Here is a 25,265-nt window from a genome sequence, read left to right as displayed (position 1 = left end):
ACAACCCTTGGGGCGCCCGGCCGGACCCCGCCGGCAGCGGTCTCCCCAGGGGTTCCGGGCGCCAGTGGGGCAGGTCACATATCTCCCAAAGGGCGAGACACGTTGTCCGCGGGACGGAGCCGACCGATAAACTGCCCCCGGACCGTACCGGGCGCAGCTCCCGGACCCGTCCGCCCAATGATCAGCCAGCAGCCGCTGCAACCCCAGGGAGCGATGTGTCCCGCCGTCTCTTCACCTCGGAGTCCGTAACCGAGGGTCACCCCGACAAGATCGCTGACCAGATCAGCGACACCATTCTCGACGCCCTCCTGCGCGAGGACCCGTCCTCCCGCGTCGCCGTCGAGACCCTGATCACGACCGGTCTGGTGCACGTTGCGGGTGAGGTCACGACCAAGGCCTACGCCGACATTCCGACGCTGGTCCGCAACAAGGTCCTGGAGATCGGCTACGACTCCTCGAAGAAGGGCTTCGACGGCGCCTCCTGCGGCGTCTCGGTGTCCATCGGCGCGCAGTCCCCGGACATCGCGCAGGGCGTCGACACCGCGTACGAGAAGCGGGTCGAGGGCGATGAGGACGAGCTGGACAAGCAGGGCGCGGGCGACCAGGGTCTGATGTTCGGCTACGCCTGCGACGAGACCCCCGAGCTGATGCCGCTCCCGGTCAACCTCGCGCACCGGCTCTCGCGCCGGCTGTCCGAGGTCCGCAAGAACGGGACCATCCCGTACCTGCGCCCCGACGGCAAGACGCAGGTCACCATCGAGTACGACGGTGACAAGGCCGTCCGGCTCGACACGGTCGTCGTCTCCTCGCAGCACGCCAGTGACATCGACCTCGACTCGCTGCTCGCGCCCGACATCCGCGAGTTCGTCGTCGAGCACGTCCTGTCGCAGCTGATCGAGGACGGCATCAAGCTGGACACCGAGGGCTACCGCCTGCTGGTGAACCCGACCGGGCGCTTCGAGATCGGCGGCCCGATGGGCGACGCCGGCCTCACCGGCCGCAAGATCATCATCGACACCTACGGCGGCATGGCCCGCCACGGCGGTGGCGCCTTCTCGGGCAAGGACCCGTCGAAGGTGGACCGCTCCGCCGCGTACGCGATGCGCTGGGTCGCCAAGAACGTCGTCGCCGCCGGGCTCGCCGCCCGCTGCGAGGTCCAGGTCGCCTACGCGATCGGCAAGGCCGAGCCGGTCGGCCTGTTCGTGGAGACCTTCGGCACCGCCGCGATCGAGACCGAGAAGATCGAGCACGCCATCGGTGAGGTCTTCGACCTCCGCCCGGCCGCGATCATCCGCGACCTCGACCTGCTCCGCCCGATCTACGCGCAGACCGCCGCGTACGGCCACTTCGGCCGCGAGCTGCCCGACTTCACGTGGGAGCGCACCGACCGGGTCGAGGCGCTGCGCGCCGCCGCGGGCCTGTAAGGGCGCCCGAGGCTGTCTTCCGCCGGAGCCCGGACGCCGTCACGGTGTCCGGGCTCCGGCCTGTCGCGGGCCCGGTCGGGGGCGGGCGCCGCTGTCAGAGGTGTCTGGTAGGACTGTGGCTGTGAGCAGCGACGACGAGCGATCCGACGAGCCCGGGGCCGGGGCGCCGGAGCAGCTTGCGCTGATCCGGGAGACCGTGCGCCGGGCCAAGGTGCCGCGCGCCAAGCCGCGCACCTGGCGCGGTGCGGCGCTCGCCGAGGAGCTGCCCGTCGCCCGCGTCCTCGTCAACAAGGGCGCGCTCCACCTCGACCAGTACTTCGACTACGCGGTCCCCGAGGAGCTGGACGCCGACGCCCGGCCGGGTGTCCGGGTCCGGGTCCGGTTCGGGGCCGGAGGGCGCAATGTGCGGGGCGGCCGGCGCGAGGGCGGCGGACTGATCGACGGCTTCCTGATCGAGCGGCTGGCCGAGTCCGACTACAACGGCGCGCTGGCGGCGCTCGCCTCCGTCGTCTCCCCCGAACCGGTGCTCGGACCGGAGCTGCTCGCCCTGGCCCGCGCCGTCGCCGACCGGTACGCGGGCAGCCTCGCGGACGTCCTGCAGCTCGCCGTCCCTCCGAGGAACGCCCAGGCCGAGGCCAAGCCGTCCCCCGCCCCGCTGCCTCCCCCCGCGCCCCCCGCCCCCGGTACCTGGGAGCGGTACGAGCAGGGGCCCGCGTTCCTCACCGCGCTGGCCACCGGCGGCGCCCCCCGGGCCGTGTGGACCGCGCTGCCGGGTCCGCACTGGCCCGCGGAGATCGCGGCGGCCGTCGCCGCGACCCTCGCCTCCGGGCGCGGCGCCCTCGTCGTCGTCCCCGACGGGCGGACCGCCGGACGGGTCGACGCCGCCCTCACCGCCCTGCTCGGCGAGGGCCGGCACGCACTGCTCACGGCCGGCTCCGGGCCCCAGAAGCGCTACCGGGAGTGGCTCGCCGTGCGGCGCGGGTCCGTCCGGGCGGTGGTGGGGACCCGGGCCGCGATGTTCGCCCCCGTCGCCGGCCTCGGCCTCGTCGTCGTCTGGGACGACGGGGACTCCAGCCACAGCGACGACCGCGCCCCCTTCCCCCATGTGCGGGAGGTCCTGGAGCTGCGGGCCACGCACGGCCGGTGCGCCTTCCTGCTCGGCGCCACCAGCTGCACCGTGGAGGCCGCGCAGCTGGTCGAGAGCGGCTGGGCCCTCCCACTGCGCGCCGACCGGTCACAGCTGCGGTCGGCGGCGCCCATGATCCGTACCGTGGGCGACGGCGAGCTGGCGAGGGACGGTGCGGCTCGGGCCGCCCGGCTGCCCAGCCTCGCCTGGCAGACCGTCCGGGACGGGCTGCGCACCGGACCGGTGCTGGTGCAGGTGCCCCGCCGCGGCTACGCTCCCCGGCTGGCCTGCGAGCGCTGCCGGGAACCCGCCCGGTGCCTGCACTGTGCCGGGCCGCTGGAGGCGCCCGACCAGCAGGACCTGAACTGCGCCTGGTGCGGCCGGGCCGAGACCTCCTGGCACTGCGTCGCCTGCGGCTCCCGCCGGCTGCGCGCGCAGATCGTCGGCGCCCGCCGGACGGCGGAGGAGCTGGGCCGCGCGTTTCCCGCCGTGCCGGTGCGGACGTCCGGCCGCGATCACATCCTGGACTCGGTGCCGGACCAGCCCGCGCTGGTGGTCAGCACGCCCGGCGCCGAGCCGGTCGCCGAGGGCGGGTACGCGGCGGCGCTCCTGCTGGACGGCTGGGCGATGGTCGGCCGCCCCGACCTGCGCGCCGGGGAGGAGGCGCTGCGCCGCTGGACGGCGGCCGCCGCGCTGGTACGGGGCCGGCCCGAGGGCGGCACGGTGGTGATCGTCGCCGAGCCGACGCTGCGGCCCGTGCAGGCCCTGGTGCGCTGGGACCCGGTGGGTCACGCCCGGCGGGAGCTGGCGGAGCGGGCCGAGCTGGGCTTTCCGCCGGTGTCCCGGATGGCGTCGGTGGCGGGGGAACAGGAGGCGCTGGCCGGATTCCTGGCCGGGGCGCGGCTGCCGTCGGACGCCGAGGTGCTGGGCCCGGTCCCGGTGCCCACGGCCGAGCAGGGGCGGCCCCGCAGGCCGTTCGAGGCGCCGCCGGGGGAGACCTGGGAGCGGGCGCTGATCCGGGTGCCGCCGGGGAGCGGGGCGGCGCTGGCGGCCGCGCTGAAGGAGGCGCGGGTGGCGCGGGGGCCGCGTGCGGGGGCGGTGCGGATTCGGGTGGACCCGGCGGATATCGGGTGAGGTGGTGGGGGCGGGTGCGGGTCTGTTTCGGCGCGCGCCTTGTCCTCAATCGCCGGACGGGCTTGGTTGGAGCGGGCGGGCTTGATCGGGGCGGTGGGTGGGCTCGATGCGCCGGGTCCGCTCGGTCGTACCCGGCGGGCGCGACGTGTGAGTGGGGCCGCCCCGTGGCGTTGGCCTCGGGGCGGCCCCTGTCTCATGGGCGGTCAGCCGTTGCGGGGGCCCGGGAAGGCTCCCGGGCGTACGTCCTCGCGCGGTGCGGGCCGCTCCGCCGACGGCTGCGGCGGCATCGAGCGTGCGGCCGGGACGGCGGCGCCCGGGGGCACCGGCGACGGGCGCTGCGCCACGACCTCGGCGCCGGTCTCGTCCGACGCGGGCTGCGGTGCGGCACGCCGTGCGCCGTAGCGGCGGTGGACGGCCTGCTTGGTGACCCCGAGCGCGGAGCCCACCGCGTCCCAGGAGAAGCCCAGCGAACGGTCGAAGTCCACGGCCGCCGTGACCAGGGTCTCGACGCTGTCCCGCAATTCCTGGGCCAGTCTGACCGTGGGGGCCGGGGCCCTGCCGTAGACGACGAAGCCCGCGGAGGGGCCGGAGCGGCGTGGACGGTAGACGTTGCCCAGTTGGGCGGTGAGCGTGCGCAGTGCGTCCACCTGCCGCCGGACCCGCTCGATGTCCCGCACCAGAAGATGCAGGCTGGCCCGCGCTTGGGCGTCGTGGGTTGCGTGGTCGGCCATGAAGAAGCCTCTCGAACCGGCGTTGAAAGGGATCGGGCCGCACCAGGGCGGCTCGCTTCGGTCAATCTCTCTTGACCAACGCGGCACCCGGGGATCTGGTCACGCTCGGGGGGCGTATGAGCACGTGCAAGGGGCGCGCAACTGTGCGTACGCCCCCCGGGTCCGGGGCCCATAGACTTGTGCGTTGCTCGTCACCGTAACGTTTCGGCCTGAGAGGCAGTCAGCCACCCATGAAGCTCGTCTTCGCAGGCACCCCCGAGGTAGCCGTTCCCGCCCTGGACGCCCTGATCGCCTCCGGCCGCCATGAGGTGGCCGCCGTCGTGACCAGGCCCGACGCGCCCGCGGGGCGTGGCCGGCGGCTGGTGGCCAGCCCGGTCGCCCAGCGCGCCGAGGAGGCCGGGATCGAGGTCCTCAAGCCCGCCCGGCCCCGGGACGAGGACTTCCTCGCGCGGCTGCGGGAGATCGCGCCGGACTGCTGCCCGGTCGTCGCCTACGGCGCGCTGCTGCCCAAGGTGGCGCTCGGCGTGCCGGCCCGCGGCTGGGTCAACCTCCACTTCTCGCTGCTGCCCGCCTGGCGCGGCGCGGCCCCCGTGCAGCACGCGGTCATGGCCGGCGACGAGGTGACCGGGGCCTCCACCTTCCTCATCGAGGAGGGGCTCGACTCCGGACCGGTGTACGGCGTCCTCACCGAGGAGGTCCGCCCGACCGACACCAGCGGCGACCTGCTGACCCGGCTCGCGTTCGCCGGTGCCGGGCTGCTCGCCGCGACCATGGACGGCATCGAGGACGGCACCCTGCACGCCGTGCCGCAGCCCGCCGACGGGGTCACCCTCGCACCCAAGATCACCGTCGAGGACGCCCAGGTCCAGTGGTCGGCGCCCGCCCTGCGCGTGGACCGCGTCGTCCGTGCCTGCACCCCGGCCCCCGGCGCCTGGACGCTGTTCCGGGGCGAGCGCCTGAAGCTGGTCCAGGCGACCCCGGCCGTGGACCGGTCCGAGCTCGCGCCCGGCGAGCTGTCGGTGGGCAAGAACAACGTGTTCGTCGGCACCGGATCGCACGCCGTCGAGCTGCTCTGGGTCCAGCCGCAGGGCAAGAAGCCGATGCGCGCCGCGGACTGGGCGCGCGGGGTGCGCATCGCCCCGGGCGAACTGCTCGGCAGCTGACGGACGGGCGGGCCGGGACGGGGACGTAGGCTGGGAGGGTTCGTCCTCTCACCTTCAGCGGAGCACCTTTCACGTGAACGACCAGCCGCGTCGCCGTCCCGCCAAGCCGCACCGCCGTCCCAAGAAGGACCCGGTCCGCTTCCTCGCCTTCGAAGTCCTCAGGGCCGTCGACGAGCGCGACGCGTACGCGAACCTCGTCCTGCCCCCGCTGCTGAAGAAGGCGCGGGCCAAGGGCGACTTCGACCAGCGGGACGCGGCCCTGGCGACCGAGCTGGTCTACGGGACGCTGCGCCGGCAGGGCACGTACGACGCGATCGTCGCCGCCTGCATCGACCGCCCGCTGCGCGAGGTCGACCCGCCCGTCCTGGACGTGCTGAACATGGGCGTGCACCAGTTGCTCGGCACCCGCATCCCCACCCACGCCGCGGTCTCCGCGAGCGTCGAGCTGGCCCGGGTGGTGCTGGGGGAGGGACGCGCCAAATTCGTCAACGCCGTGCTGCGCAAGGTCTCGGCCGACGATCTCGACGGCTGGGTGGAGCGGGTCGCCCCCTCCTACGAGGAGGACGCCGAGGACCACCTCTCCGTCGTGCACTCGCACCCCCGCTGGATCGTCTCGGCCCTCTGGGACGCGCTCGGCGGCGGCCGGGCCGGCATCGAGGACCTGCTCGAAGCGGACAACGAACGGCCCGAGGTCACACTCGTCGCCCGCCCCGGCCGCTCCACCACCGACGAACTGGCCGAGGCGCTCGGCGAGGAGAACTCCCTCCCCGGCCGCTGGTCGCCCTACGCCGTGCGGATGGCCGAGGGCGGCGAGCCCGGCGCCCTGACCGCCGTCGGCGAGGGCCGGGCCGGTGTCCAGGACGAGGGCAGCCAGCTCGTCGCCGCCGCCCTCGCGAACGCCCCGCTGGAGGGCGGCGACACCCGTTGGCTCGACGGCTGCGCGGGCCCCGGCGGGAAGGCCGCCCTGCTCGCCGCACTCGCCGCCGGACGCGGCGCCGCCCTGCTGGCCGCCGAGAAGCAGCCGCACCGGGCCCGCCTCGTGGAACGCGCGCTGGCCGGCAACCCCGGCCCCTACCAGGTGATCACCGCCGACGGCACCCGCCCGCCGTGGCAGCCCGGCACCTTCGACCGCGTCCTCATGGACGTGCCCTGCTCCGGCCTCGGCGCGCTGCGCCGCCGCCCGGAGGCCCGCTGGCGCCGCCGCAAGGAGGACCTGGAGAGCTTCGCGCCCCTCCAGCGCGGTCTGCTGCGCGAGGCGCTGAAGGCCGTACGGGTCGGCGGCGTCGTCGGATACGCGACCTGCTCGCCCCACCTCGCGGAGACCCGGGTGGTGGTCGAGGACGTGCTCAAGGGGCGTGGCGGGGCACCCGTCGAGGCGGAGTGGGTCGACGCCCGCCCCCTGATGCCGGGTGTGCCCGCGCTGGGCGACGGACCCGATGTCCAGCTCTGGCCGCATCTGCACGGCACGGACGCGATGTACCTCGCCCTGCTGCGGCGTACCGCCTGATCGGCCCGTTCCGCCCCCGGACCGGGGGCGAAAACAACGGGAATGCGCGAACCGTAATGATCCCGTGAGGCTTTGGAGCGCACCGAGGCGGGGAAGTGACGCAGAACATGGCAGGCTTGGCCCATGGCCCAGATCAACCCCAGTATTCTCTCCGCCGACTTCGCGCGCCTCGCCGAGGAGGCGAAGGCCGTCGAAGGCGCCGACTGGCTCCATGTCGATGTCATGGACAACCACTTCGTGCCCAATCTGACCCTCGGCGTCCCGATCGTGGAATCGCTCAGCCGGGCCACGGACACGCCGCTGGACTGCCATCTGATGATCGAGGACGCGGACCGCTGGGCCCCGCAGTACGTGGAGGCGGGCGCGGGATCGGTCACCTTCCACGCGGAGGCGGCGGCCGCCCCCGTACGGCTGGCGCGGGAGATCCGTGCCAAGGGAGCCCGCGCCTCCATGGCGCTCAAGCCGGCGACGCCCATCGAGCCGTACGAGGACCTGCTCCCCGAGCTCGACATGCTGCTGATCATGACGGTGGAGCCGGGCTTCGGCGGCCAGGCGTTCCTGGACATCATGCTGCCGAAGATCCGCCGCACCCGTGAGCTGATCTCCAAGCACGGGCTCGATCTGTGGCTCCAGGTCGACGGCGGGGTCTCCGAGTCCACCATCGAGCGGTGCGCCGAGGCGGGGGCCGATGTCTTCGTCGCCGGCTCCGCCGTGTACGGCGCCCAGGACCCGGCCGCCGCGGTACGGGCCCTGCGGGCCAAGGCGGACGGGGCCATCGGGTCGGCCGGCTGGGCCTGCGCCCACTGAGGCCGTGCCGCTGCGGGCCCGTGAGCGCGGGTCGCCCCGGCCAAGGGCAGATGAACGGGGTCCGACGGGACCGGTCAGGGATCGCCGTATCTGACAGGATGAACGGCGTATCAAGAGCGTGAACAGCAGTGAGGAGAACGCGGTGTCTGCAATGTCGGCGGGCCGGTCCGCCCTGCGGATGGGGCCCGCGGAGCTGGTGCAGGCGGCGGCCATGGCCCGCCGCTTCTACCTTGAGGGCAAGTCCAAGATCCAGATCGCCGAGGAGTTCGGCGTCAGCCGCTTCAAGGTGGCCCGGGTCCTGGAGACGGCCCTGGAACGCGACCTGGTACGGATCGAGATCCGGGTCCCCGCCGAGCTGGACGCCGAGCGCTCCGACGCGCTCCGCGCCCGCTACGGGCTGCGCCACGCGGTCGTGGTCGAGTCGCCGGCGGAGGAGCAGGACGACGCGGCGGACCCGGAGAACCTGGGTGAGGTCGCGGCCGACCTGCTGGGCGAACTGGTGAACGAGGGCGATGTCCTCGGGCTCGCCTGGGGCCGCTCCACCATCCACATGGCGGCCGCGCTCGACCGGCTGCCGCCGTGCACCGTCGTGCAGCTCACCGGGGTGTACGACGCGGGCACCGCCGAACGCGGTTCGGTCGAGGCTGTACGGCGCGCAGCCCAGGTCTCCGGCGGCGAGGCCCACCCGATCTACGCGCCGATGCTGCTGCCCGACCCGGCCACGGCCGCCGCGCTGCGCCACCAGACGGGGATCGCCCGCGCCTTCGAGTACTTCGACAAGGTGACGGTCGCGGCCGTCTCCATCGGCTCCTGGGAGCCGGGCATCTCGACCGTCCACGACATGCTCTCCGACGAGGAGCGCGGGCACTACGCCTCGCTCGGCGTCGCCGCCGAGATGTCGGCCCACCTGTTCGACGCGGACGGCCGCCGGGTCGGCCGCGACCTCGGCGAGCGCTGCATCACCGTCGAGGCGGACCGGCTGCGCCGCATCCCCGAGGTGGTGGCCATCGCGGGCGGCCAGCGCAAGGCCGCGGCGATCGGCGCGGTCCTCCGCTCCGGCCTGGTCACGAGCCTCGTCACGGACACGGCGGCGGCCGATTATCTGCTGACGGAGTCCACTGCCCCGCTGCGGCCGGCCCTGGAGCGGGCCGACCCGGACGGCGACTGACGCACCGGACGACGTGAAGGGGCGGGCGGCCACCGGGCCGCCCGCCCCTTCACGTCGTCGGGCTCAGTCCTGCGCGACGCCCAGGACCCTGGCCTCCAGGTACTGCTCCGGTTCCTTGTACTGGCTGACGTCCGCCGGGTTGTAGCGGGGTGTCTGCCGGGACCAGTCGAGATTCCCGCGCATCCAGCTCCGCATCCCGTCGAGATACGGCTCCAGCATCCGCGCCAGCTGCGGATAGGCGGCCAGCAGCTCGGCCTCCGCCGTCAGGAAGCGCTCCGTCTCGGTGGCGATCTCCGCGCAGACGTGCTCCAGCGCCTGCTGCTTGCCGTAGCCGCGGTGGTGGCGGACCAGGTGGACGAGGTTGTGGATCTCGCCGAGCACCTGCTCCTTCTCGTAGGAATAGACGTCATTGGCCCAGCACACGACGTTGCACGAGGCCTCCAGCGCGGTGATGAACCGCGGGTCGTTGTGGATCGACTGGGGAGCCTCGATGCCCGCGACGATCTCTATGAGGTCCATGCAGACATGGATCGCTCCGGTGTGGCGGCGCTTCTCGATGTACAGGGCCTCCGACGGCACGATGTCCGCCGCCCGGTTCCCGGCCTCCCAGGTGGTGGCCGTGGTGAGGTACGTCATCAGGTGCCAGGCGAAGCGGCGCCGCCAGTGCACCGCGGTGGTCGGTGTCGTGCGGTGCCACAGGTCGATGAGGGCGACCACGGCGGCGGGCAGCTCCTCGTTCTCCAGGACGCCCGTGCGGGTGCCGTCGACCACGGCCTGCATCTGGGCGACCACGTCCCGGACCCGGTCGGGGCTGCGGCCGAGGTGGCCGTCGTCGAGCTGGTCGTCGACGAGGAAGAGCCAGACGAACCAGTCGGCGACGAGGTCCAGATTGTCACTGTCGGCGGTCGGGTACACCATCCCGACGAATGCGCCGAAGTCCGCCTGCTCGAAGCGCTCCCTGGCCGAATCCCGGTGCACCAGACCGGTGTTGCGGGTCCAGGTGTCGAGATGGCCCCGTACGTGAGCGACGTACGGATTCGTCCGTTGGGGGAACGGGCAGTAAATGTCCGGCAGTTCGTTCTCCACGGGCGGGTCGTGATCCTCTCCGGTCGTACGGGTGACGGCAGTTGTACATGATCCGTCCGTTCCTCCGGGGGCGTTGGGTGACCCACGGGACCTGCGGGTTTGAAGCTACCTGACCCCCTGTCACCAGGTCCAGGGCAGGCGTTCGAGAATGGTTGAAAGCTGTGCGGGTAGGGTCTGCGGGTAAGGCAGGTTCCACTTGCCCGGGACTCCCGCGATGGTTCCTTGGAGGAACGTACGAGAGCGGGAGTCATTCGCTGTGTCTTCGTGGAAGCGACCTGCGCCATTTCGTATGAAAAAATGAGTGTTATGCGTTTTCTTGAGCCCGGCACCGGTCGCTACACAGAGTCCCCCTCGGTCCCGTACGACCTCACGTACGACGACGTCTTCATGGTCCCGGGCCGGTCGGCGGTCGGATCGCGCCAGGGCGTGGACCTGTCCTCGCCCGACGGCAGCGGCACCACCATCCCGCTCGTCGTCGCGAACATGACCGCCATCGCGGGCCGCCGGATGGCCGAGACGGTCGCCCGCCGCGGCGGGATCGTCGTCATCCCGCAGGACATCCCGATCGAGGTCGTCACCGATGTCGTCTCCTGGGTGAAGACGCGCCACCTGGTGCTCGACACGCCCATCGAGCTGGCCCCGGGCCAGACGGTCGCCGACGCCCTGTCCCTGCTGCACAAGCGGGCGCACGGCGCGGGTGTCGTCGTCGACGACGAGCGGCGGCCCGTCGGTGTGGTCACCGACCACGACCTGTCGGGTGTGGACCGCTTCACCCAGCTCTCCGAGGTCATGTCCAAGGACCTGGTCCTGCTGGACGCGGACATCGACCCGCGCGACGCGTTCAACAAGCTCGACGGCGCCAACCGCAAGCTCGCCCCCGCGGTCGACGCGGACGGCCGGCTCGTCGGCATCCTCACCCGCAAGGCCGCCCTGCGCGCCACGCTCTACACCCCGGCCACCGACGCGGCCGGCAAGCTGCGGATCGCCGCCGCCGTCGGCATCAACGGCGATGTGGCGGGCAAGGCCGAGCAGCTCCTCGACGCGGGCGTCGACACCCTGGTCGTGGACACCGCGCACGGTCACCAGGAGTCCATGATCAGCGCGGTCCGCGCGGTCCGGGCTCTGGACCCGCGGGTGCCGATCGTGGCGGGCAACATCGTCGCCGCGGAGGGCGTGCGCGACCTCATCGAGGCCGGTGCCGACATCATCAAGGTCGGTGTCGGACCGGGCGCCATGTGCACCACCCGCATGATGACCGGTGTGGGCAGGCCCCAGTTCTCCGCCGTGCTGGAGTGCGCGGCCGAGGCGAAGAAGTACGGCAAGCACGTCTGGGCGGACGGCGGGGTCCGCCACCCCCGCGATGTCGCCATGGCGCTCGCGGCCGGCGCGTCCAACGTGATGATCGGCTCCTGGTTCGCCGGTACGTACGAGTCCCCGGGCGACCTCCAGCAGTCCGCCGACGGGCGCTTCTACAAGGAGTCCTTCGGCATGGCCTCCGCGCGCGCCGTGAAGAACCGCACCTCCGAGGAGTCCGCGTACGACCGGGCCCGCAAGGCGCTGTTCGAGGAGGGCATCTCCACCTCGCGGATGTTCCTGGACCCGACGCGCCCCGGCGTCGAGGACCTGATCGACTCGATCATCGCGGGTGTCCGCTCGTCCTGCACGTACGCCGGCGCGGCCTCGCTCGCGGAGTTCGCCGAGAAGGCGGTCGTCGGGGTGCAGAGCGCCGCCGGATACGCCGAGGGCAAGCCGCTGCACGCCAGCTGGATGTGATCCACCGCCCTGTGGCCACCGTGCCCCTCCCGGCCGTCCGCGCCGGGAGGGGCACCGGCGTGTCCGGGGGCGCGTGGGGGTGGTGAGTTGGCCGGATACCGCGCCAGGACCGGCCTGGAATGCCCGCCAACTCAAGTCGCCGATAAGTAGTATGAATTCCCGTCAGCCGTCCTCCGTCTCTCTGCTGCAAGGGATCTCATGTCCTTCTTCACCGACCTGGCCCATCAGTACATCGACGGAGAGTGGAGGCCGGGCAAGGGCTCCTGGGACATCGTCGACTTCAACCCCTTCGACGGGACGAAGCTCGCCGCGATCACGGTCGCCACGGCCGACGAGGTGGACCAGGCCTACCGCGCGGCCGAGAACGCCCAGCAGGCGTGGGCCGACACCAACCCGTACGCGCGGCGGGCCGTGCTGGAGAAGGCGCTGCGGATCGTCGAGGAGCGCGAGGGCGAGATCGGTGACGCGATCGTCGCCGAACTCGGCGGGACCCGGGTGAAGGCGGCCTTCGAGCTGTACCTGGCCAAGGAGTTCCTGCGCGAGGCCGCCGGGCTGGCGATGCGGTCCACCGGGCAGATCCTGCCCTCGCCGACCGAGGGCAAGGAGAACCGGGTCTACCGGGTCCCGGTGGGCGTGGTCGGCGTCATCAGCCCGTTCAACTTCCCCTTCCTGCTGTCGCTGAAGTCGGTCGCCCCGGCCCTGGCGCTCGGCAACGCCGTCGTCCTCAAGCCGCACCAGAACACACCGGTCTGCGGCGGCACCCTGGTGGCCAAGGTGTTCGAGGACGCCGGGCTCCCGGCCGGGCTGCTGAACGTCGTCGTCACCGACATCGCGGAGATCGGTGACGCCCTGCTGGAGCACCCCGTCCCGCAGGTCATCTCCTTCACCGGGTCCGACAAGGTCGGCCGGCACGTCGCCACCGTCTGCGCCGCGCTCCTGAAACGCTCCGTGCTCGAACTCGGCGGCAACAGCGCCCTCATCGTGCTGGACGACGCCGATGTGGACTACGCCGTCGACGCGGCGGTCTTCAGCCGCTACGTGCACCAGGGCCAGGTCTGCATGGCCGCCAACCGCATCCTGGTCGACCGCGCGGTGGAGGAGGAGTTCACCGGGAAGTTCGTCGCCAAGGTCGCCTCGCTGACCGTCGGCGACCCCGCCGACCCGGCGACCCTGATCGGCCCGCTGATCAACTCCACCCAGGCCGAGGCGATCAGCACCCTCGTGGACCGGACCGTCGAGGCGGGCGCCACCGCACTGCTGCACGGCCGGGCCGACGGCAACCTCGTCAGCCCCTCCGTCCTGACCGGGCTCCCGGCCGACTCCCCGGTGCTCTCGCAGGAGATATTCGGCCCTGTCGCGCTCCTCATCCCCTTCGACGGGGAGGACGAGGCGGTCCGGATCGCCAACGACACCCCGTACGGCCTGAGCGGCGCCGTCCACACCTCCGACATCGAGCGCGGCGTCCGCGTCGGGCAGCGCATCCGCACCGGCATGATCCACATCAACGACGGCACCATCCACGACGAGCCCGTCGTCCCCTTCGGCGGCGAGAAGAACTCCGGGCTCGGACGGCTCAACGGCGACGCGATGCTGGAGGCCTTCACCACCCAGAAGTGGATCTCCGTGCAGCACGGCCGCTCGCGCTTCCCCTTCTGACCCGGGTCGATACACCTGGCACCCCCCCCGGTGAGCGCGCCCGGAGGGGCGGGCCCATGGTCTACTGCCGGGGGCGGCACGCGCCGCCCCCGGCACAGCCGTGCCCGCCCGCGCCACCGCAGAGAAGTGACCCGTACGACGTGCGACTGAACGACCTCGACGAACGCATCGTCCACGCCCTGGCCGAGGACGCCCGCCGTTCCTACGCCGACATCGGCTCCATCATCGGCCTGTCCGCGCCCGCCGTGAAACGCCGGGTGGACCGGCTGCGCGCCGAGGGCGCCATCACCGGGTTCACCGTGCGGGTCGACCCGGCGGCGCTCGGGTGGGAGACCGAGGGCTACATCGAGATCTACTGCAGCCGCAACACCTCGCCGGAGTCGATCAAGCAGGGGCTCGCCCGCTATCCGGAAGTGGCGTCGGCGTCCACGGTCACCGGGGACGCGGACGCGCTCGTCCAGGTCTTCGCGGCGGACATGCGCCACTTCGAGCAGGTCCTGGAGCGGATCGCGGGCGAGCCGTACGTCGAGCGGACGAAGTCCGTGCTGGTGCTGTCGCCCCTGCTCAGGCGGTATTCGTCGGGGTCGCCGGGCTGACCCCGGCCCCCCGCGCAACGAATCGTCGCATCCCGCCCGAACAGCGCAACGGATCGGCGGTCGGTGCGCAACGGTCGCGCCTTGTCCGGGCCGAATCGCGGAACGTACGGTCAATACGTCCCCGTTCCGCCCGCACCGCCCGAGGTCAGCCATGCCGCCGTTGCGCACCGCCCTGCTCCAGAGCTCCGGACGCCCCGGCTCGGTCGCCGGCACCGTCGAGCTGCTGGAGGACGCCGCGCGACGGGCCGCGGACACCGGCGCCCGGCTGCTGGTCTGCCCCGAGATGTACCTGACCGGGTACGCGATCGGGGATGACGTGCCCCGGCTGGCCGAGGCCGCCGACGGGCCCGCCGCCCGCGCCGTCGCCGAGATCGCCGCACGGCACCGGATCGCCGTCCACTACGGCTACCCGGAGCGCGACGGCGACACCCTGTACAACTCCGCGCAGCTCATCGGACCCGACGGCACCGCGCTCGCCCACTACCGCAAGACCCACCTCTTCGGCGACTTCGAACAGCACTGGTTCACCCCCGGCGACGAGCCGGTCATCCAGGCCGTGCTGGACGGCGTCCGCATCGGCCTGCTGACCTGCTACGACGTCGAGTTCCCGGAGAACGTCCGCGCGCACGCCCTGGCCGGCGCCGATCTGCTGCTGGTGCCGACCGCGCTGATGCACCCCTTCTCGTTCGTCGCCGAATCCGTCGTCCCGGTCCGTGCCTTCGAGAACCAGCTCTACATCGCCTACGTCAACCGGACCGGCCAGGAAGGCCCGTTCGACTTCACCGGACTGAGCTGCCTGGCCGGCCCCGACGGCACGGTCCGCGCCCGTGCGGGGCGCGGCGAGGAACTCGTCACCGCCGACATCGACCCCGCCCTGCTGGCCGCGTCCCGGGCCGCCAACCCGTATCTGCGCGACCGCCGCCCCGGCCTGTACGGCTCCCTCGTCTGAGCCCGCCGCCCGCCCCTGCCTGCTGCCTCTCCCGCCTTCCCGCAAGGAGTCCGTACCCCATGACGTCCGTGCCCCCCGCCGTCCAGCACACCGAGGAAGCGGCCCCTGCGATCACCATGTTCGGGCCGGACTTCCCCTACGCGTACGACGACTTCCTCGCGCACCCCGCGGGCATCGGCCAGATACCGGCCACCGAGCACGGCACCGAGGTGGCCGTCATCGGCGGCGGGCTCTCCGGCATCATCACCGCCTACGAGCTGATGAAGATGGGCCTGCGGCCCGTGGTGTACGAGGCCGACCGCATCGGCGGCCGGCTGCGCACCGTGGAGTTCGAGGGCTGTGCCACGGACGGCGAGCCGCTCACCGCCGAGATGGGCGCGATGCGCTTCCCGCCGTCGTCGACCGCCCTCCAGCACTACATCGACCTGGTCGGCCTGGAGACGAAGGAGTTCCCCAACCCGCTCTCCCCGGCCACCCCCTCGACCGTCGTGGACCTCAAGGGCGAGTCGCACTACGCGCGGACCATCGATGAACTCCCGCAGGTCTACCGCGATGTGATGGACGCCTGGAACGCCTGCCTGGAGGAGGGCGCCGACTTCTCCGACATGAACCGGGCGATGCGCGAGCGCGATGTCCCGCGGATCAGGGAGATCTGGGCCCGCCTGGTCGAGAAGCTGGACAACCAGACCTTCTACGGCTTCCTCTGCGAGTCCGACGCCTTCAAGTCCTTCCGCCACCGCGAGATCTTCGGGCAGGTCGGCTTCGGGACCGGGGGCTGGGACACCGACTTCCCCAACTCCATCCTGGAGATCCTGCGCGTCGTCTACACCGAGGCGGACGACCACCACCGCTCCATCGTCGGCGGCAGCCAGCAGCTCCCGCTGCGCCTGTGGGAACGCGAACCGCAGAAGACCGTCCACTGGCCGCTGGGCACCTCGCTCGCCTCGCTGCACGACGGCGAGCCGCGCGGGGCCGTCACCCGGCTGCACCGCACCGCCGGCAACCGGATCACCGTCACCGACGCGTCCGGCGACATCCGCACCTACCGGGCGGCCGTCTTCACCGGCCAGTCCTGGCTGCTGCTCTCCAAGATCGCCTGCGACGACGCGCTCTTCCCGATCGACCACTGGACGGCGATGGAGCGCACCCACTACATGGAGTCGTCCAAGCTGTTCGTGCCCGTCGACCGGCCGTTCTGGCTGGACAAGGACGAGACCACCGGCCGCGACACCATGTCGATGACGCTGACCGACCGGATGACCCGGGGCACGTACCTCCTGGACGACGGCCCGGACCGGCCGGCCAGCATCTGCCTCTCGTACACCTGGTGCGACGACAGCCTGAAGTGGCTGCCGCTGTCGGCGGCCGAGCGGATGGACGTCATGCTGAAGTCGCTCGGCGAGATCTACCCGAACGTCGACATCCGGGGCCACATCATCGGCAACCCGGTGACGGTGTCCTGGGAGAACGAGCCGTACTTCATGGGCGCGTTCAAGGCCAACCTGCCCGGCCACTACCGCTACCAGCGGCGCCTGTTCACCCACTTCATGCAGGACCGGCTGCCCGCCGACAAGCGGGGCCTGTTCCTGGCCGGCGACGACATCTCCTGGACGGCGGGCTGGGCCGAGGGCGCCGTGCAGACCGCGCTCAACGCGGTCTGGGGCGTGATGACCCACTTCGGCGGCGCGAGCGACGCGACCAACCCCGGCCCCGGCGATCTCTTCGAGGAACTGGCCCCGGTCGAACTCCCGGAGGACTGAACACCCCCTAAGCTCCCCGTAACGCGGGGAAGGGAGCGGGGAGTGTCGGGGGCAGGTACACAACACCGGGGCGCGCGGCGGGAGTCCAGGCGGCGCAGGGTGCGGGCGCGTCGGCAGGCGATGGCCGTCGTCGCGTCCGCGGTGGTCGTCGCCGGCGTGGCGACCGGCGTGATGTCCGCCCTCGGCGGCCAGGACAAGGACACCCGCGCCGCCCCCGCCGTCTCGGCGTCACCCACGGCGGCGCCGCTGCCCGCGGTGCCGAGCGCCACGGCCGCCCCGCGCACCCCGTCCGCGCCGGCCTCCAGCGCCTCGCGTGCGCCCCGGCCGTTGAAACCCGCGCCCTCCGCGACCAGGACCACCGCACCGCCCGCCGACGGGCTCTACCGCCACCCCGGATCGCAGGTGCTGGACTGGGTCGCGGCGCACCGCACCGACCCCCGGCGCCCGCTGATCGAGACGCGGATAGCGGCGCGGCCCGCCGCCGTCTGGTTCGCCTCCTACAACCCCGGGGAGGTCACCGGCCAGGTCCGGGCGGTCACATCGGCGGCGACCCGGACCGGCCGGACCCCGGTCCTGGTGCCGTACGCCATCCCCGGCAGGGACTGCGGCGGGGCCTCCGAGGGCGGCGCGCCGGACCTCGTCGCGTACGACGCGTGGATACGGGAGTTCGCCGCCGGGCTCGGCGGCGGGCCGGTGATCGTGATCCTGGAACCCGACTCCGTCGCGCAGTCCGACTGTCTGCCGGCGGGTGACCTGGCGGCCCGCAACGCCTCGCTGGCCCGGGCCGGTGACGCCCTGCACGCGGCGAATCCGAAGGCCAAGGTGTATTTCGACGGCGGGCACTCGGGCTGGCACCCCGCCGCGAAGCAGGCCGCGGCGCTGCGGGCGGCCGGGGCGGCGAGCAGCGGCGACGGCATCTTCACCAATGTGTCGAACTTCCACCGCACCGCCGACGAGGCCGCCTACGCCCGGCAGGTGCTGGCCGCGCTCGGCGGACCCGCGCGGCTGGGCGCCGTCATCGACACCAGCCGCAACGGGAACGGGGCGCCCCGGGGCGACGAGTGGTGCGATCCGGCGGGCCGGGCGCTGGGGCGGGCCCCCACCACGCGGACGGGGGAGGCCCGGATCGACGCCTATCTGTGGGTGAAGCTGCCGGGCGAGTCCGACGGCTGCCAGGGCCCGGCGGGTTCGTTCTCGCCCGACTACGCCTACGCGCTCGCGACCGGCTGACCCGGTCAGGAACCGGCGGCCGGCGGCTCCTTGTCGTACGTGGAGGTGCCCTCGTCGAGGAGTGGCTCCTGCGTCTTGAGGTGGGCCGGGGCGAAGGCGCGCAGCACGTGGTAGCCGGTGATCACGACGATGGTGCCGAGGGCGATGCCGCCGAGTTCGAAGTTGTCGGTGATCTTCAGGCTGACCCCGCCGACGCCGATGATGATGCCCGCGGCGGCCGGCACCAGGTTCAGCGGGTTGCGCAGATCGACCTTGCCGTTCAGCCAGATCTGCGCGCCGAGCAGGCCGATCATGCCGTACAGGATGACGGTGATGCCGCCGAGCACCCCGCCCGGGATGGCGGCGACGACCGCGCCGAACTTCGGGCAGAGACCGAACAGCAGAGCGAAGCAGGCCGCGGCCCAGTAGGCGGCGGTGGAGTAGACCCGGGTCGCGGCCATCACCCCGATGTTCTCGGAGTACGTGGTGTTCGGCGGGCCGCCCACCGCCGTCGACAGCATCGAGGCGGCGCCGTCCGCGGCGATCGCCGTGCCCAGCTTGCCGTCCAGCGAACGACCGGTCATCTCGCCCACCGCCTTCACATGCCCGGCGTTCTCGGCGATCAGCGCGATGACCACCGGCAGCGCGACGAGGATCGCCGACCACTGGAAGCTCGGCGCGTGGAACGACGGCAGCCCGACCCAGTCGGCCTTCCCCACCCCCGAGAGGTCCAGCCGCCAGTGGTCGACGGCCTCGGCACCGCCGGCGGGGGAGTGGATCTTCCCGAGGACGCGGTCCAGCACCCAGGACAGGACGTAGCCGAAGACGAGCCCGAGGAAGATCGCGATCCGGGAGAAGAAGCCGCGCAGGCACACCACGGCCAGGCCGGTGAACAGCATCACCAGAAGCGCGGTCCACTGGTCCTGCGGCCAGTACGTCGACGCGGTCACCGGTGCCAGGTTGAACCCGATGAGCATGACGACCGCGCCCGTCACCACCGGCGGCATCGCCGCGTGGATGATCCGCGCGCCGAACCGCTGCACCGCGAGCCCGGCCAGGAAGAGCACCGCCCCGACCACGAACACCGCGCCCGTGACCACGGCGCTGTCGCCGCCGCTCGCCCGGATCGTCGCGGCGACCCCGACGAAGGAGAGCGAGCAGCCCAGGTAGCTGGGCACCTGGCCGCGCGTGGCCAGCAGGAAGATGGCCGTCGCGACGCCCGACATCATGATCGCCAGGTTCGGGTCGAGCCCCATCAGAACCGGCGAGACGAACGAAGCGCCGAACATGGCGACCACGTGCTGCGCGCCGAGCCCGAAGGTCCGGGGCCAGGAGAGCCGTTCGTCGGGACGGACCACCGCTCCGGGTGCCGGCGTCTTCCCGTCGCCGTGCAAGGTCCAGCGCACGCCGAGGCCCATGGTTGCTCCCTGTGTATAGGTGCGTGAGCCCGGCACCTCGCCCGGTTCGGCGCTCATCGCGGAAAAGATCAGCGCCATGGTAGTTCCGGCCGGTGCGCGCCTCCCGGCCGGACCCACCCGCTCCGGTTCGCCCGGCCGCGTCAGGGGCGGGGCTCGGCCGCCGGCACGTCCCGCGTACCGGCCCCGGTTCCGGCCCCGGACACCTTGCGGTCACCGGCCCGCAGCACCCCGGCACCCAGCACCAGACCGAACGCCAGCACGGACACCAGCCCGAACGACACCACCAGCGAGGTCGCCTCGGCCAGTGAACCGATCGCCGACGGGGCGATCAGCCCGGAGGTGTACGTGATCGTCGCGACGCCCGCGATGGCCTGGGCCGGCTTGGGGCCGCTGCGCCCCGCCGCGGCGAAGGCGAGCGGGACCACCACGGCGATCCCGAGCCCCATCAGACCGAAGCCGCACATCGCCAGGGCCGGGTGCGGGGCGACGACGACCAGCACCCCGCCGGCCGTGGCCAGGACGCCACCGGACCGTACGGTGCGCACCGCGCCGAAGCGGTCGACGACCCGGTCGCCGGCGATCCGGGCGACCGCCATCGTCAGTGCGAACGCGGTCGTGGAAGCCGCCGCGAGACCGGCCGAACTGTCGAGCGTGTCGCGGAGGTAGACCGCCGACCAGTCCAGGCTGGCGCCCTCCGCGAACACCGCGCAGAAGCCCACCGCACCGATGACCAGGGCCGACTTCGGCGGCAGCGCGAAGCGCGGCGGCGGCTCCTCGTCCGGCTCGCTGCGCAGGTCGAGCACCCACTGGCAGGCGATCAGCCCCAGGGCGGTCAGGACCAGGGCGGCTATGAGGTGGTGCAGCCGGGCGTCGGCCCCCAGATGAGCGGCCACCGTGCCCGCCGCCGAGCCGATCAGGGCGCCCACGCTCCACATCCCGTGCAGCCCCGACATGATCGACTTGTCGAGACGGTTCTCCACCTCGACCCCGAGCGCGTTCATCGCCACGTCGGACATGCCGGCCGACGCCCCGTAGAAGAACAGCGCCGTGCACAGTGTGAGCAGTCCGGGCGCCAGCGAGGGCAGGATCAGCGCCAGCGTCCACAGGGCCAGCAGTCCGCGCAGGGCGGTCCGGGCGCCGAAGCGGTGGCTGACCGCGCCGGCCAGCGGCATCGCGACCGAGGCGCCGATCGCGGGGAACGCCAGGGCGAGGCCGAGCTGACCGGCGCTGACTCCGGCGTGGTCCTGGATCCAGGGCACCCGGGTGGCGAAGCTGCCCGTCACCGCGCCGTGGACGGTGAAGACCGCCGCGACGGCATACCTGGCCCGCCTCACCTCGTGTGAGCCGAAGACCGCTGCCGTGGAATCCGATGTCATACCGCCGTGCCCTCCCCTGAGTCCGTCGCCTCGATGTGCGGCCCGTAAACTATCAGGAACCCTGCCTGATAAATAGACCGCCCGGTCCTCCACCGCGGCGGTGATCTGGAAGGATCCCGGCATGCCCGCATCACCGAGCACCGCTCGGGCCATCAACGACCGGCTCGCCCTGCGGCTCCTCCAGCAGGACGGCCCGTTGACGGCCACGCAGTTGAAGACCCTCACCGGGCTCTCCCGGCCCACCGTCGCCGACCTGGTCGAGCGCCTCCAGGGCGCGGGTCTGATCCATGTGGTCGGCGAGAGCGGCGCCGTGCGCCGGGGGCCCAACGCCCGGCTCTACGGGATCGTCGCGGACCGCGCCCTGCTGGCCGGCCTCGACGTGCGCACCGACAGCGTCGCCGTCGTGGTCACCGATCTGCTGGGCGCGACGCTGGCCGAGGCGACCCTGCCGATCGGGAGCGACACGGAGGGGGACGACGCCGTCGAGCAGGCCGCCGCACTCCTGGCGACCACCGCCCGCAGCGCGGGGAGCGCGCCCCTGCACAGCGTCGGCATCGGGGCGCCCGGACTCGTCGATCCCGTCACGGGGGAGCTGCGGGACACCACCGGGCTGCCCTCGTGGCACCGCAGCCTGGTCCGGGTGCTCCAGGAGCGGTTGCCGGCGACCGTGCTCGTCGAGAACGAGACCAATCTCGCCGCGGTCGCCGAGCACCGGGCCGGTGCCGCGCACGACTCCGACACCTTCGTCCTGCTCTGGCTGGGGCACGGGGTGGGCGCGGCACTCATGCTGGACGGGAAGCTGCGGCGGGGCGCGTCGGGCGGTGCGGGGGAGATCGGGTTCCTGCCGGTCCCCGGCACGGTCGGGACGCCGTCGGCCGTCAACTGCGAGGGGGGCTTCCACTCCCTGGCCGGTTCGGTGCCGCTCTGCGAACTCGCCGCCACGCACGGGATCGTCGCCCCGGCGGTGGGTCAGGAGCCGGGGGCGGCGGCTGCCGTACGGGCGGCGCTCGCGGGGGAGGGTGACGGCGAGGCGTACCTCGGCGCCCTCGCCGACCGCCTCGCGCTGGGTGTCGCCGCCGTCGCCTCGGTCCTGGACCCGGGGCTCGTGCTCCTGTCGGGCGAGGTGGGCCATGCGGGGGGCGACGCGTTGGCCGCTCGGGTGTCGGAGCGGCTGGAATCGATGTCCCCGCTGCGGACGGGGGTACGGGCGGGACGGCTCGGGGGGACGGCGGTCCTGCGGGGGGCGCTGCTGGTGGCGCGGGAGGCGGCCCAGGACGCGTTGTTCGCCCCGGCGGGGGTGGGGGGTCCGTCCTCAATCGCCGGACGGGCTGGGGGTGGCCCTCCTCCGTAGGGTGCGGGCCGCCCACCGTCCGGTGGGTGGGGGCGGGGTCCCTCCGGGCAGACTCCTCAAAAATGGCGTGTTCACCCGACGACGCGGAGGACCCGGGTCGTACGCCATTTTCTGCGGGGACTGCCCTGCACGCCCCCACCCGGACGCGTATGCGTCTGCGACAGTCGTTCCACCGGCGTCCAGACGCGTGGCGGCCGGTTCGGGGGCGTGCAGGGGAGTCCCCGCAGGACGACGAACAGATACCCGGGCACGGCTGCGTACCCGCCGAACGTTCGTCGTCTGAGGAGACGCCCCGGAGGGACCCCGGACCCCACCCGGGAGGCGCAGGCGTGCTCTTCAGCCCGTCCGGCGATTGAGGACGGAACCGGTCGGCCCGGGACGGGGCAAACTCCGTGGGGGCCGGCGCCCCACTCAAGCCCGTCCGGCGCTTGAGGACGGAACCCTCTGCCCCGGACCCGGGCGGGCCCCCGGGGATGCCGCCCGCCCAAGGGCCCCGCCCCGGAGGGGGATCAGCAGGCGCCCAGGTCCTGCCAGACGCCCCATTCGCCCGTGGACCCGGGCGTCTCGCCCTTCGTCCACCACTTCGCCTTCCACTGGTGCGACCCGTGGCTGACCGTCGTACCCGTGCCGTACTCCGCGCTCGCGTTCCACTCCGCCGCCGTGCACGCGCCGCCCGACGGGTCGGGGCTCGGGCCGGTGGAGCCGGACGGGTCGGGCGTCGGAGTCGAGCCCGTGTCCGGCTCGACGAGCGTCGTGCCGCGGGCCAGGTCCGCCGCGAGGGCGTACGACGTGCCGCCGAAGGTCACGGTCCAGTTGGACGGCGTGGAGGTCGGCAGGTAGTAGACGAAGTCGACCTGGACCGACGCGCCGGGCTCCAGGCTCTGCCAGGACGGCAGCTTCAGGGAGACGCGGTTGTAGTCGCCCTTCAGCCCGCCGATGTTGTTCGCCGCGGTGTGGTCGCTGCGCACGATCGTGGTGCCGAAGCCCGACTGGTCCTTGGCGTTGGCGGGCGCCGAGGTGGAGTAGTCGAACTGGAACTCCGTGCCGCCGGGCAGCGCCGTCTTCGTGTTGTTGGTGATCGTCAGCTTGGGGCTGATCGGGTAGTTGGAGTCGCCCAGCGGGAACTGGCCGAAGGAGACGTCGATGTCCAGCGCCCGCGTCGGCAGGTCGATGGTGGAGCGCGTGGCCCCGTACGGCGCGGCGTTCTTGAAGGTGTCGTACATCGTGGAGGTGAGCGTCGAGCCGGGCTCGTACTGCCCCTTGGCGGCGTCCCAGCCGTAGTCGCCGGCCAGCTCCCAGATCATCGTGCCGCCGATGCCCTTGTCGGCCACGTAGTCCGCCTTGGCCTGCACGGACTGCTCGTCCTCGGTGGAGAGGAAGACCTTCTTCTCGGCGTTCCACAGCCAGGGCGCGACCAGGGTGGAGTCGTAGTTGCGGACGTAGGTGCCGGTCAGCTTCGTGTCCGCGGGGAACCCGTAGTCCGTGACGTAGTCGCCGACGATGCCCTTCTCCAGGTTCTTGGCGTGCCACATCGGGTTGGAGCCGGCGGGCGACTCCTTGCCGGCGGTGTCCTCGTCGTGCCAGAGGTTGTCGATGCCGACGGCGCCGTCACCGCACTTGGTCAGGCCCGCGCCCGCCGGGCAGTCGGTCGAAGCCGCCTTGCCCCAGAGGCCGTTGGTGCCGCCCTGCACGTTCTTGAAGCCGCGGGTGTAGTACGGCAGGCCGATGTTGATCCGGCCGGACGGCATCGAACCGCGGAAGTAGTGGTAGGCCCAGTCGGTGTTGAGGTAGCCGGTCCCGCCGTACTGCGACGTCGAGTAGACGCTCGCCTGGGCGAGTTCCGCGTCCTTGCCGTCGTCGAAGAGCGCGGCGTTCGGGCCGACGTACTCGTTCCAGGCGCCGTGCAGGTCGTACGACATGATGTTGACGTAGTCCAGGTACTTCTGGACCTGGAAGGTCTCCATGCCGCGCAGCAGGTAGCCCGACGAGGGGGCGGCGACGCTGAGCAGGTAGTGGGTGCCGTCGGCGGCGGACGCCCGGTCGAGCTTCTCGCGCAGCGTCTTCATCAGCGCGGCGTAGCCCTTGACCAGACCGGCCCGGCGGGCGTTGGACAGCGTCCAGTCCAGCGGGTTGCCGGCGTCCTTCATGGTGGTCGGGTACTCGTAGTCGATGTCGACGCCGTTGAAGCCGTACTTCTGGATGAAGGCGACCGCCGAGTCCGCGAAGGTGTCGATCCCGGCCTGGTTGACCGAGCCGTCGGCGTTGGTGGCCATCGAGTAGAAGCCGCCGGAGTCGACGCGCTCGCCGCTGTCGTCGAAGTAGCCGCCGGTCTCGGCCCAGCCGCCGACGGAGACCATCGTCTTCACGTTCGGATACTGCTTCTTGAACTTGTTGAGCAGGTTGAAATGGCCCTTGTAGGGGAGATCGGGGTCCATTTCGGCACCGGCGACTCCCGGCCACGTCATGCCGGTCGACGCGTTCTCCGGTCCGTCGGTCCCGACCGAGAGCTTGTTCGCGCCGTCGACGTGTGCGAAGGCGTAGTTGAGGTGGGTGACCTTGTCCCAGGGGATGTCGGAGGCGAGGTAGGCGGGCTTGCCGTCCTTGCCGGTCCGCCAGTTCGTGAAGTAGCCGATGACGCGCCGCGGGTGGTCGGCGCCCATCTTCTCGCGGCCCTCGGAGTCGTACACGGAGCAGTAGGGGACCGAGACGCCCGGCGTCTCGTAGAGCCCGTCGGGGCGACAGGACTCCTGGTCGGCGGCTTGCGAGGGGGTCGCGGCGAGCGAGCCGAGCAGCAGCGCGGCGACACTGGCGCCGGCGGCGAGGAGCGTGGCTCTCGCGCGGGTGGGGGACAGCACGTTCGGTTCCTCCTGGGGAGGTCGGCAGAACACAACTGACAAGGGGGTGGGTCGTGTTGGGTCCCGGGCGTGCGCACGCCGGGGAACCGTTCCTCGGAGGTGACGCAGAGATTAAGAGGACTAGACCAGTGCGTCAATAGGTCTGGACCATTCGTGGTTCATTCCTGTGCGGGTGT

18 protein-coding genes are annotated in these 25,265 nt (G+C 72.5%); 13 read left to right on the top strand and 5 right to left on the bottom strand.

All coding sequences use genetic code 11. The features are described 5' to 3' along the window. Nucleotides 1–215: 215 nt before the first annotated feature. Nucleotides 216–1,424, top strand: coding sequence for a methionine adenosyltransferase (gene metK / locus P8A18_RS04245; RefSeq protein ID WP_018551357.1), 1,209 nt, complete (start codon nt 216–218; stop codon nt 1,422–1,424). Nucleotides 1,425–1,545: 121 nt separating this feature from the next. Continuing rightward, nucleotides 1,546–3,684, top strand: coding sequence for a primosomal protein N' (locus tag P8A18_RS04240; protein WP_306051919.1), 2,139 nt, complete (start codon nt 1,546–1,548; stop codon nt 3,682–3,684). Between the two features lie 203 nt (nt 3,685–3,887). Here P8A18_RS04240 and P8A18_RS04235 read toward each other — a convergent pair whose 3' ends face one another. Further along, complete coding sequence (locus tag P8A18_RS04235; protein ID WP_306051918.1) at nt 3,888–4,415, bottom strand: hypothetical protein; 528 nt, start codon at nt 4,413–4,415, stop codon at nt 3,888–3,890. Nucleotides 4,416–4,645: 230 nt separating this feature from the next. On the opposite strand from P8A18_RS04235, the gene fmt reads away from it, so the two are divergent. The 4 genes from fmt (at nt 4,646) to P8A18_RS04215 (ending at nt 9,060) form a co-directional block, all read left to right on the top strand. Continuing rightward, nucleotides 4,646–5,578 carry a methionyl-tRNA formyltransferase gene (fmt, locus tag P8A18_RS04230; RefSeq protein WP_306051917.1) on the top strand — a complete coding sequence of 311 codons (933 nt, stop codon included), beginning with the start codon at nt 4,646–4,648 and terminating at the stop codon, nt 5,576–5,578. A gap of 73 nt (nt 5,579–5,651) precedes the next feature. Beyond that, complete coding sequence (locus P8A18_RS04225; protein WP_306051916.1) at nt 5,652–7,085, top strand: RsmB/NOP family class I SAM-dependent RNA methyltransferase; 1,434 nt, start codon at nt 5,652–5,654, stop codon at nt 7,083–7,085. A gap of 123 nt (nt 7,086–7,208) precedes the next feature. Next, nucleotides 7,209–7,892 carry a ribulose-phosphate 3-epimerase gene (gene rpe, locus P8A18_RS04220; RefSeq protein WP_306051915.1) on the top strand — a complete coding sequence of 228 codons (684 nt, stop codon included), beginning with the start codon at nt 7,209–7,211 and terminating at the stop codon, nt 7,890–7,892. Nucleotides 7,893–8,043: 151 nt separating this feature from the next. Continuing rightward, entirely contained in the window at nt 8,044–9,060 is a 1,017-nt protein-coding gene (locus tag P8A18_RS04215) for a sugar-binding transcriptional regulator (protein ID WP_306060669.1), read from the top strand. A gap of 63 nt (nt 9,061–9,123) precedes the next feature. Here P8A18_RS04215 and P8A18_RS04210 read toward each other — a convergent pair whose 3' ends face one another. Beyond that, complete coding sequence (locus P8A18_RS04210) at nt 9,124–10,146, bottom strand: terpene synthase family protein (RefSeq protein ID WP_306051914.1); 1,023 nt, start codon at nt 10,144–10,146, stop codon at nt 9,124–9,126. Nucleotides 10,147–10,452: 306 nt separating this feature from the next. On the opposite strand from P8A18_RS04210, the gene P8A18_RS04205 reads away from it, so the two are divergent. From P8A18_RS04205 to P8A18_RS04180, 6 genes are all read left to right on the top strand, one after another. Continuing rightward, entirely contained in the window at nt 10,453–11,919 is a 1,467-nt protein-coding gene (locus tag P8A18_RS04205) for a GuaB1 family IMP dehydrogenase-related protein (RefSeq protein ID WP_306051913.1), read from the top strand. A 198-nt stretch (nt 11,920–12,117) separates the two neighbouring features. Continuing rightward, complete coding sequence (locus tag P8A18_RS04200) at nt 12,118–13,575, top strand: aldehyde dehydrogenase family protein (protein WP_306051912.1); 1,458 nt, start codon at nt 12,118–12,120, stop codon at nt 13,573–13,575. A gap of 140 nt (nt 13,576–13,715) precedes the next feature. Beyond that, nucleotides 13,716–14,171, top strand: coding sequence for an Lrp/AsnC family transcriptional regulator (locus tag P8A18_RS04195; protein WP_018103925.1), 456 nt, complete (start codon nt 13,716–13,718; stop codon nt 14,169–14,171). 151 nt (nt 14,172–14,322) lie between these two features. Then, nucleotides 14,323–15,120, top strand: coding sequence for a carbon-nitrogen hydrolase family protein (locus P8A18_RS04190; RefSeq protein ID WP_306051911.1), 798 nt, complete (start codon nt 14,323–14,325; stop codon nt 15,118–15,120). Between the two features lie 59 nt (nt 15,121–15,179). Further along, nucleotides 15,180–16,880 carry a flavin monoamine oxidase family protein gene (locus P8A18_RS04185; RefSeq protein WP_306051910.1) on the top strand — a complete coding sequence of 567 codons (1,701 nt, stop codon included), beginning with the start codon at nt 15,180–15,182 and terminating at the stop codon, nt 16,878–16,880. Between the two features lie 120 nt (nt 16,881–17,000). Further along, the gene (locus P8A18_RS04180; protein WP_306060667.1) at nt 17,001–18,110 is read left to right on the top strand and encodes a glycoside hydrolase family 6 protein; all 1,110 of its coding nucleotides are present in this window, start codon (nt 17,001–17,003) and stop codon (nt 18,108–18,110) included. Between the two features lie 5 nt (nt 18,111–18,115). On the opposite strand, the gene P8A18_RS04175 is transcribed toward P8A18_RS04180, so the two are convergent. Further along, the gene (locus P8A18_RS04175; RefSeq protein WP_018551344.1) at nt 18,116–19,507 is read right to left on the bottom strand and encodes a uracil-xanthine permease family protein; all 1,392 of its coding nucleotides are present in this window, start codon (nt 19,505–19,507) and stop codon (nt 18,116–18,118) included. Between the two features lie 140 nt (nt 19,508–19,647). After that, on the bottom strand, nt 19,648–20,883 hold the full coding sequence (locus P8A18_RS04170; RefSeq protein ID WP_306051909.1) for an MFS transporter: 1,236 nt from the start codon (nt 20,881–20,883) through the stop codon (nt 19,648–19,650). Nucleotides 20,884–21,004: 121 nt separating this feature from the next. Between P8A18_RS04170 and P8A18_RS04165 the strand changes: the two genes are divergently transcribed. Beyond that, nucleotides 21,005–22,234 (top strand): ROK family transcriptional regulator, encoded by a 1,230-nt coding sequence (locus tag P8A18_RS04165; RefSeq protein ID WP_306051908.1) that lies wholly within the window; start codon nt 21,005–21,007, stop codon nt 22,232–22,234. A 509-nt stretch (nt 22,235–22,743) separates the two neighbouring features. On the opposite strand, the gene P8A18_RS04160 is transcribed toward P8A18_RS04165, so the two are convergent. Next, a complete protein-coding gene (locus P8A18_RS04160; protein WP_306051907.1) occupies nt 22,744–25,089 on the bottom strand; it encodes a chitinase C-terminal domain-containing protein in 2,346 nt (781 codons plus the stop codon). Nucleotides 25,090–25,265: the final 176 nt, after the last annotated feature.

The organism is Streptomyces sp. Mut1, from assembly GCF_030719295.1.
GTDB classification, from domain to species: Bacteria; Actinomycetota; Actinomycetes; order Streptomycetales; family Streptomycetaceae; genus Streptomyces; species Streptomyces castrisilvae.
The sequence above is the reverse complement of the archived record's forward strand: the minus strand, read 5'-3'. Positions and strand labels throughout refer to the sequence as shown.

Coding starts and splice junctions, on each gene's coding strand:
- P8A18_RS04170 (WP_306051909.1), bottom strand. CDS start 20,883: ATGACATCGGATTCCACGGCAGCGGTCTTCGGCTCACACGAGGTGAGG.
- P8A18_RS04205 (WP_306051913.1), top strand. CDS start 10,453: ATGCGTTTTCTTGAGCCCGGCACCGGTCGCTACACAGAGTCCCCCTCG.
- P8A18_RS04165 (WP_306051908.1), top strand. CDS start 21,005: ATGCCCGCATCACCGAGCACCGCTCGGGCCATCAACGACCGGCTCGCC.
- P8A18_RS04180 (WP_306060667.1), top strand. CDS start 17,001: ATGGCCGTCGTCGCGTCCGCGGTGGTCGTCGCCGGCGTGGCGACCGGC.
- rpe (WP_306051915.1), top strand. CDS start 7,209: ATGGCCCAGATCAACCCCAGTATTCTCTCCGCCGACTTCGCGCGCCTC.
- P8A18_RS04200 (WP_306051912.1), top strand. CDS start 12,118: ATGTCCTTCTTCACCGACCTGGCCCATCAGTACATCGACGGAGAGTGG.
- P8A18_RS04190 (WP_306051911.1), top strand. CDS start 14,323: ATGCCGCCGTTGCGCACCGCCCTGCTCCAGAGCTCCGGACGCCCCGGC.
- P8A18_RS04185 (WP_306051910.1), top strand. CDS start 15,180: ATGACGTCCGTGCCCCCCGCCGTCCAGCACACCGAGGAAGCGGCCCCT.
- P8A18_RS04175 (WP_018551344.1), bottom strand. CDS start 19,507: ATGGGCCTCGGCGTGCGCTGGACCTTGCACGGCGACGGGAAGACGCCG.
- P8A18_RS04215 (WP_306060669.1), top strand. CDS start 8,044: ATGTCGGCGGGCCGGTCCGCCCTGCGGATGGGGCCCGCGGAGCTGGTG.
- fmt (WP_306051917.1), top strand. CDS start 4,646: ATGAAGCTCGTCTTCGCAGGCACCCCCGAGGTAGCCGTTCCCGCCCTG.
- P8A18_RS04235 (WP_306051918.1), bottom strand. CDS start 4,415: ATGGCCGACCACGCAACCCACGACGCCCAAGCGCGGGCCAGCCTGCAT.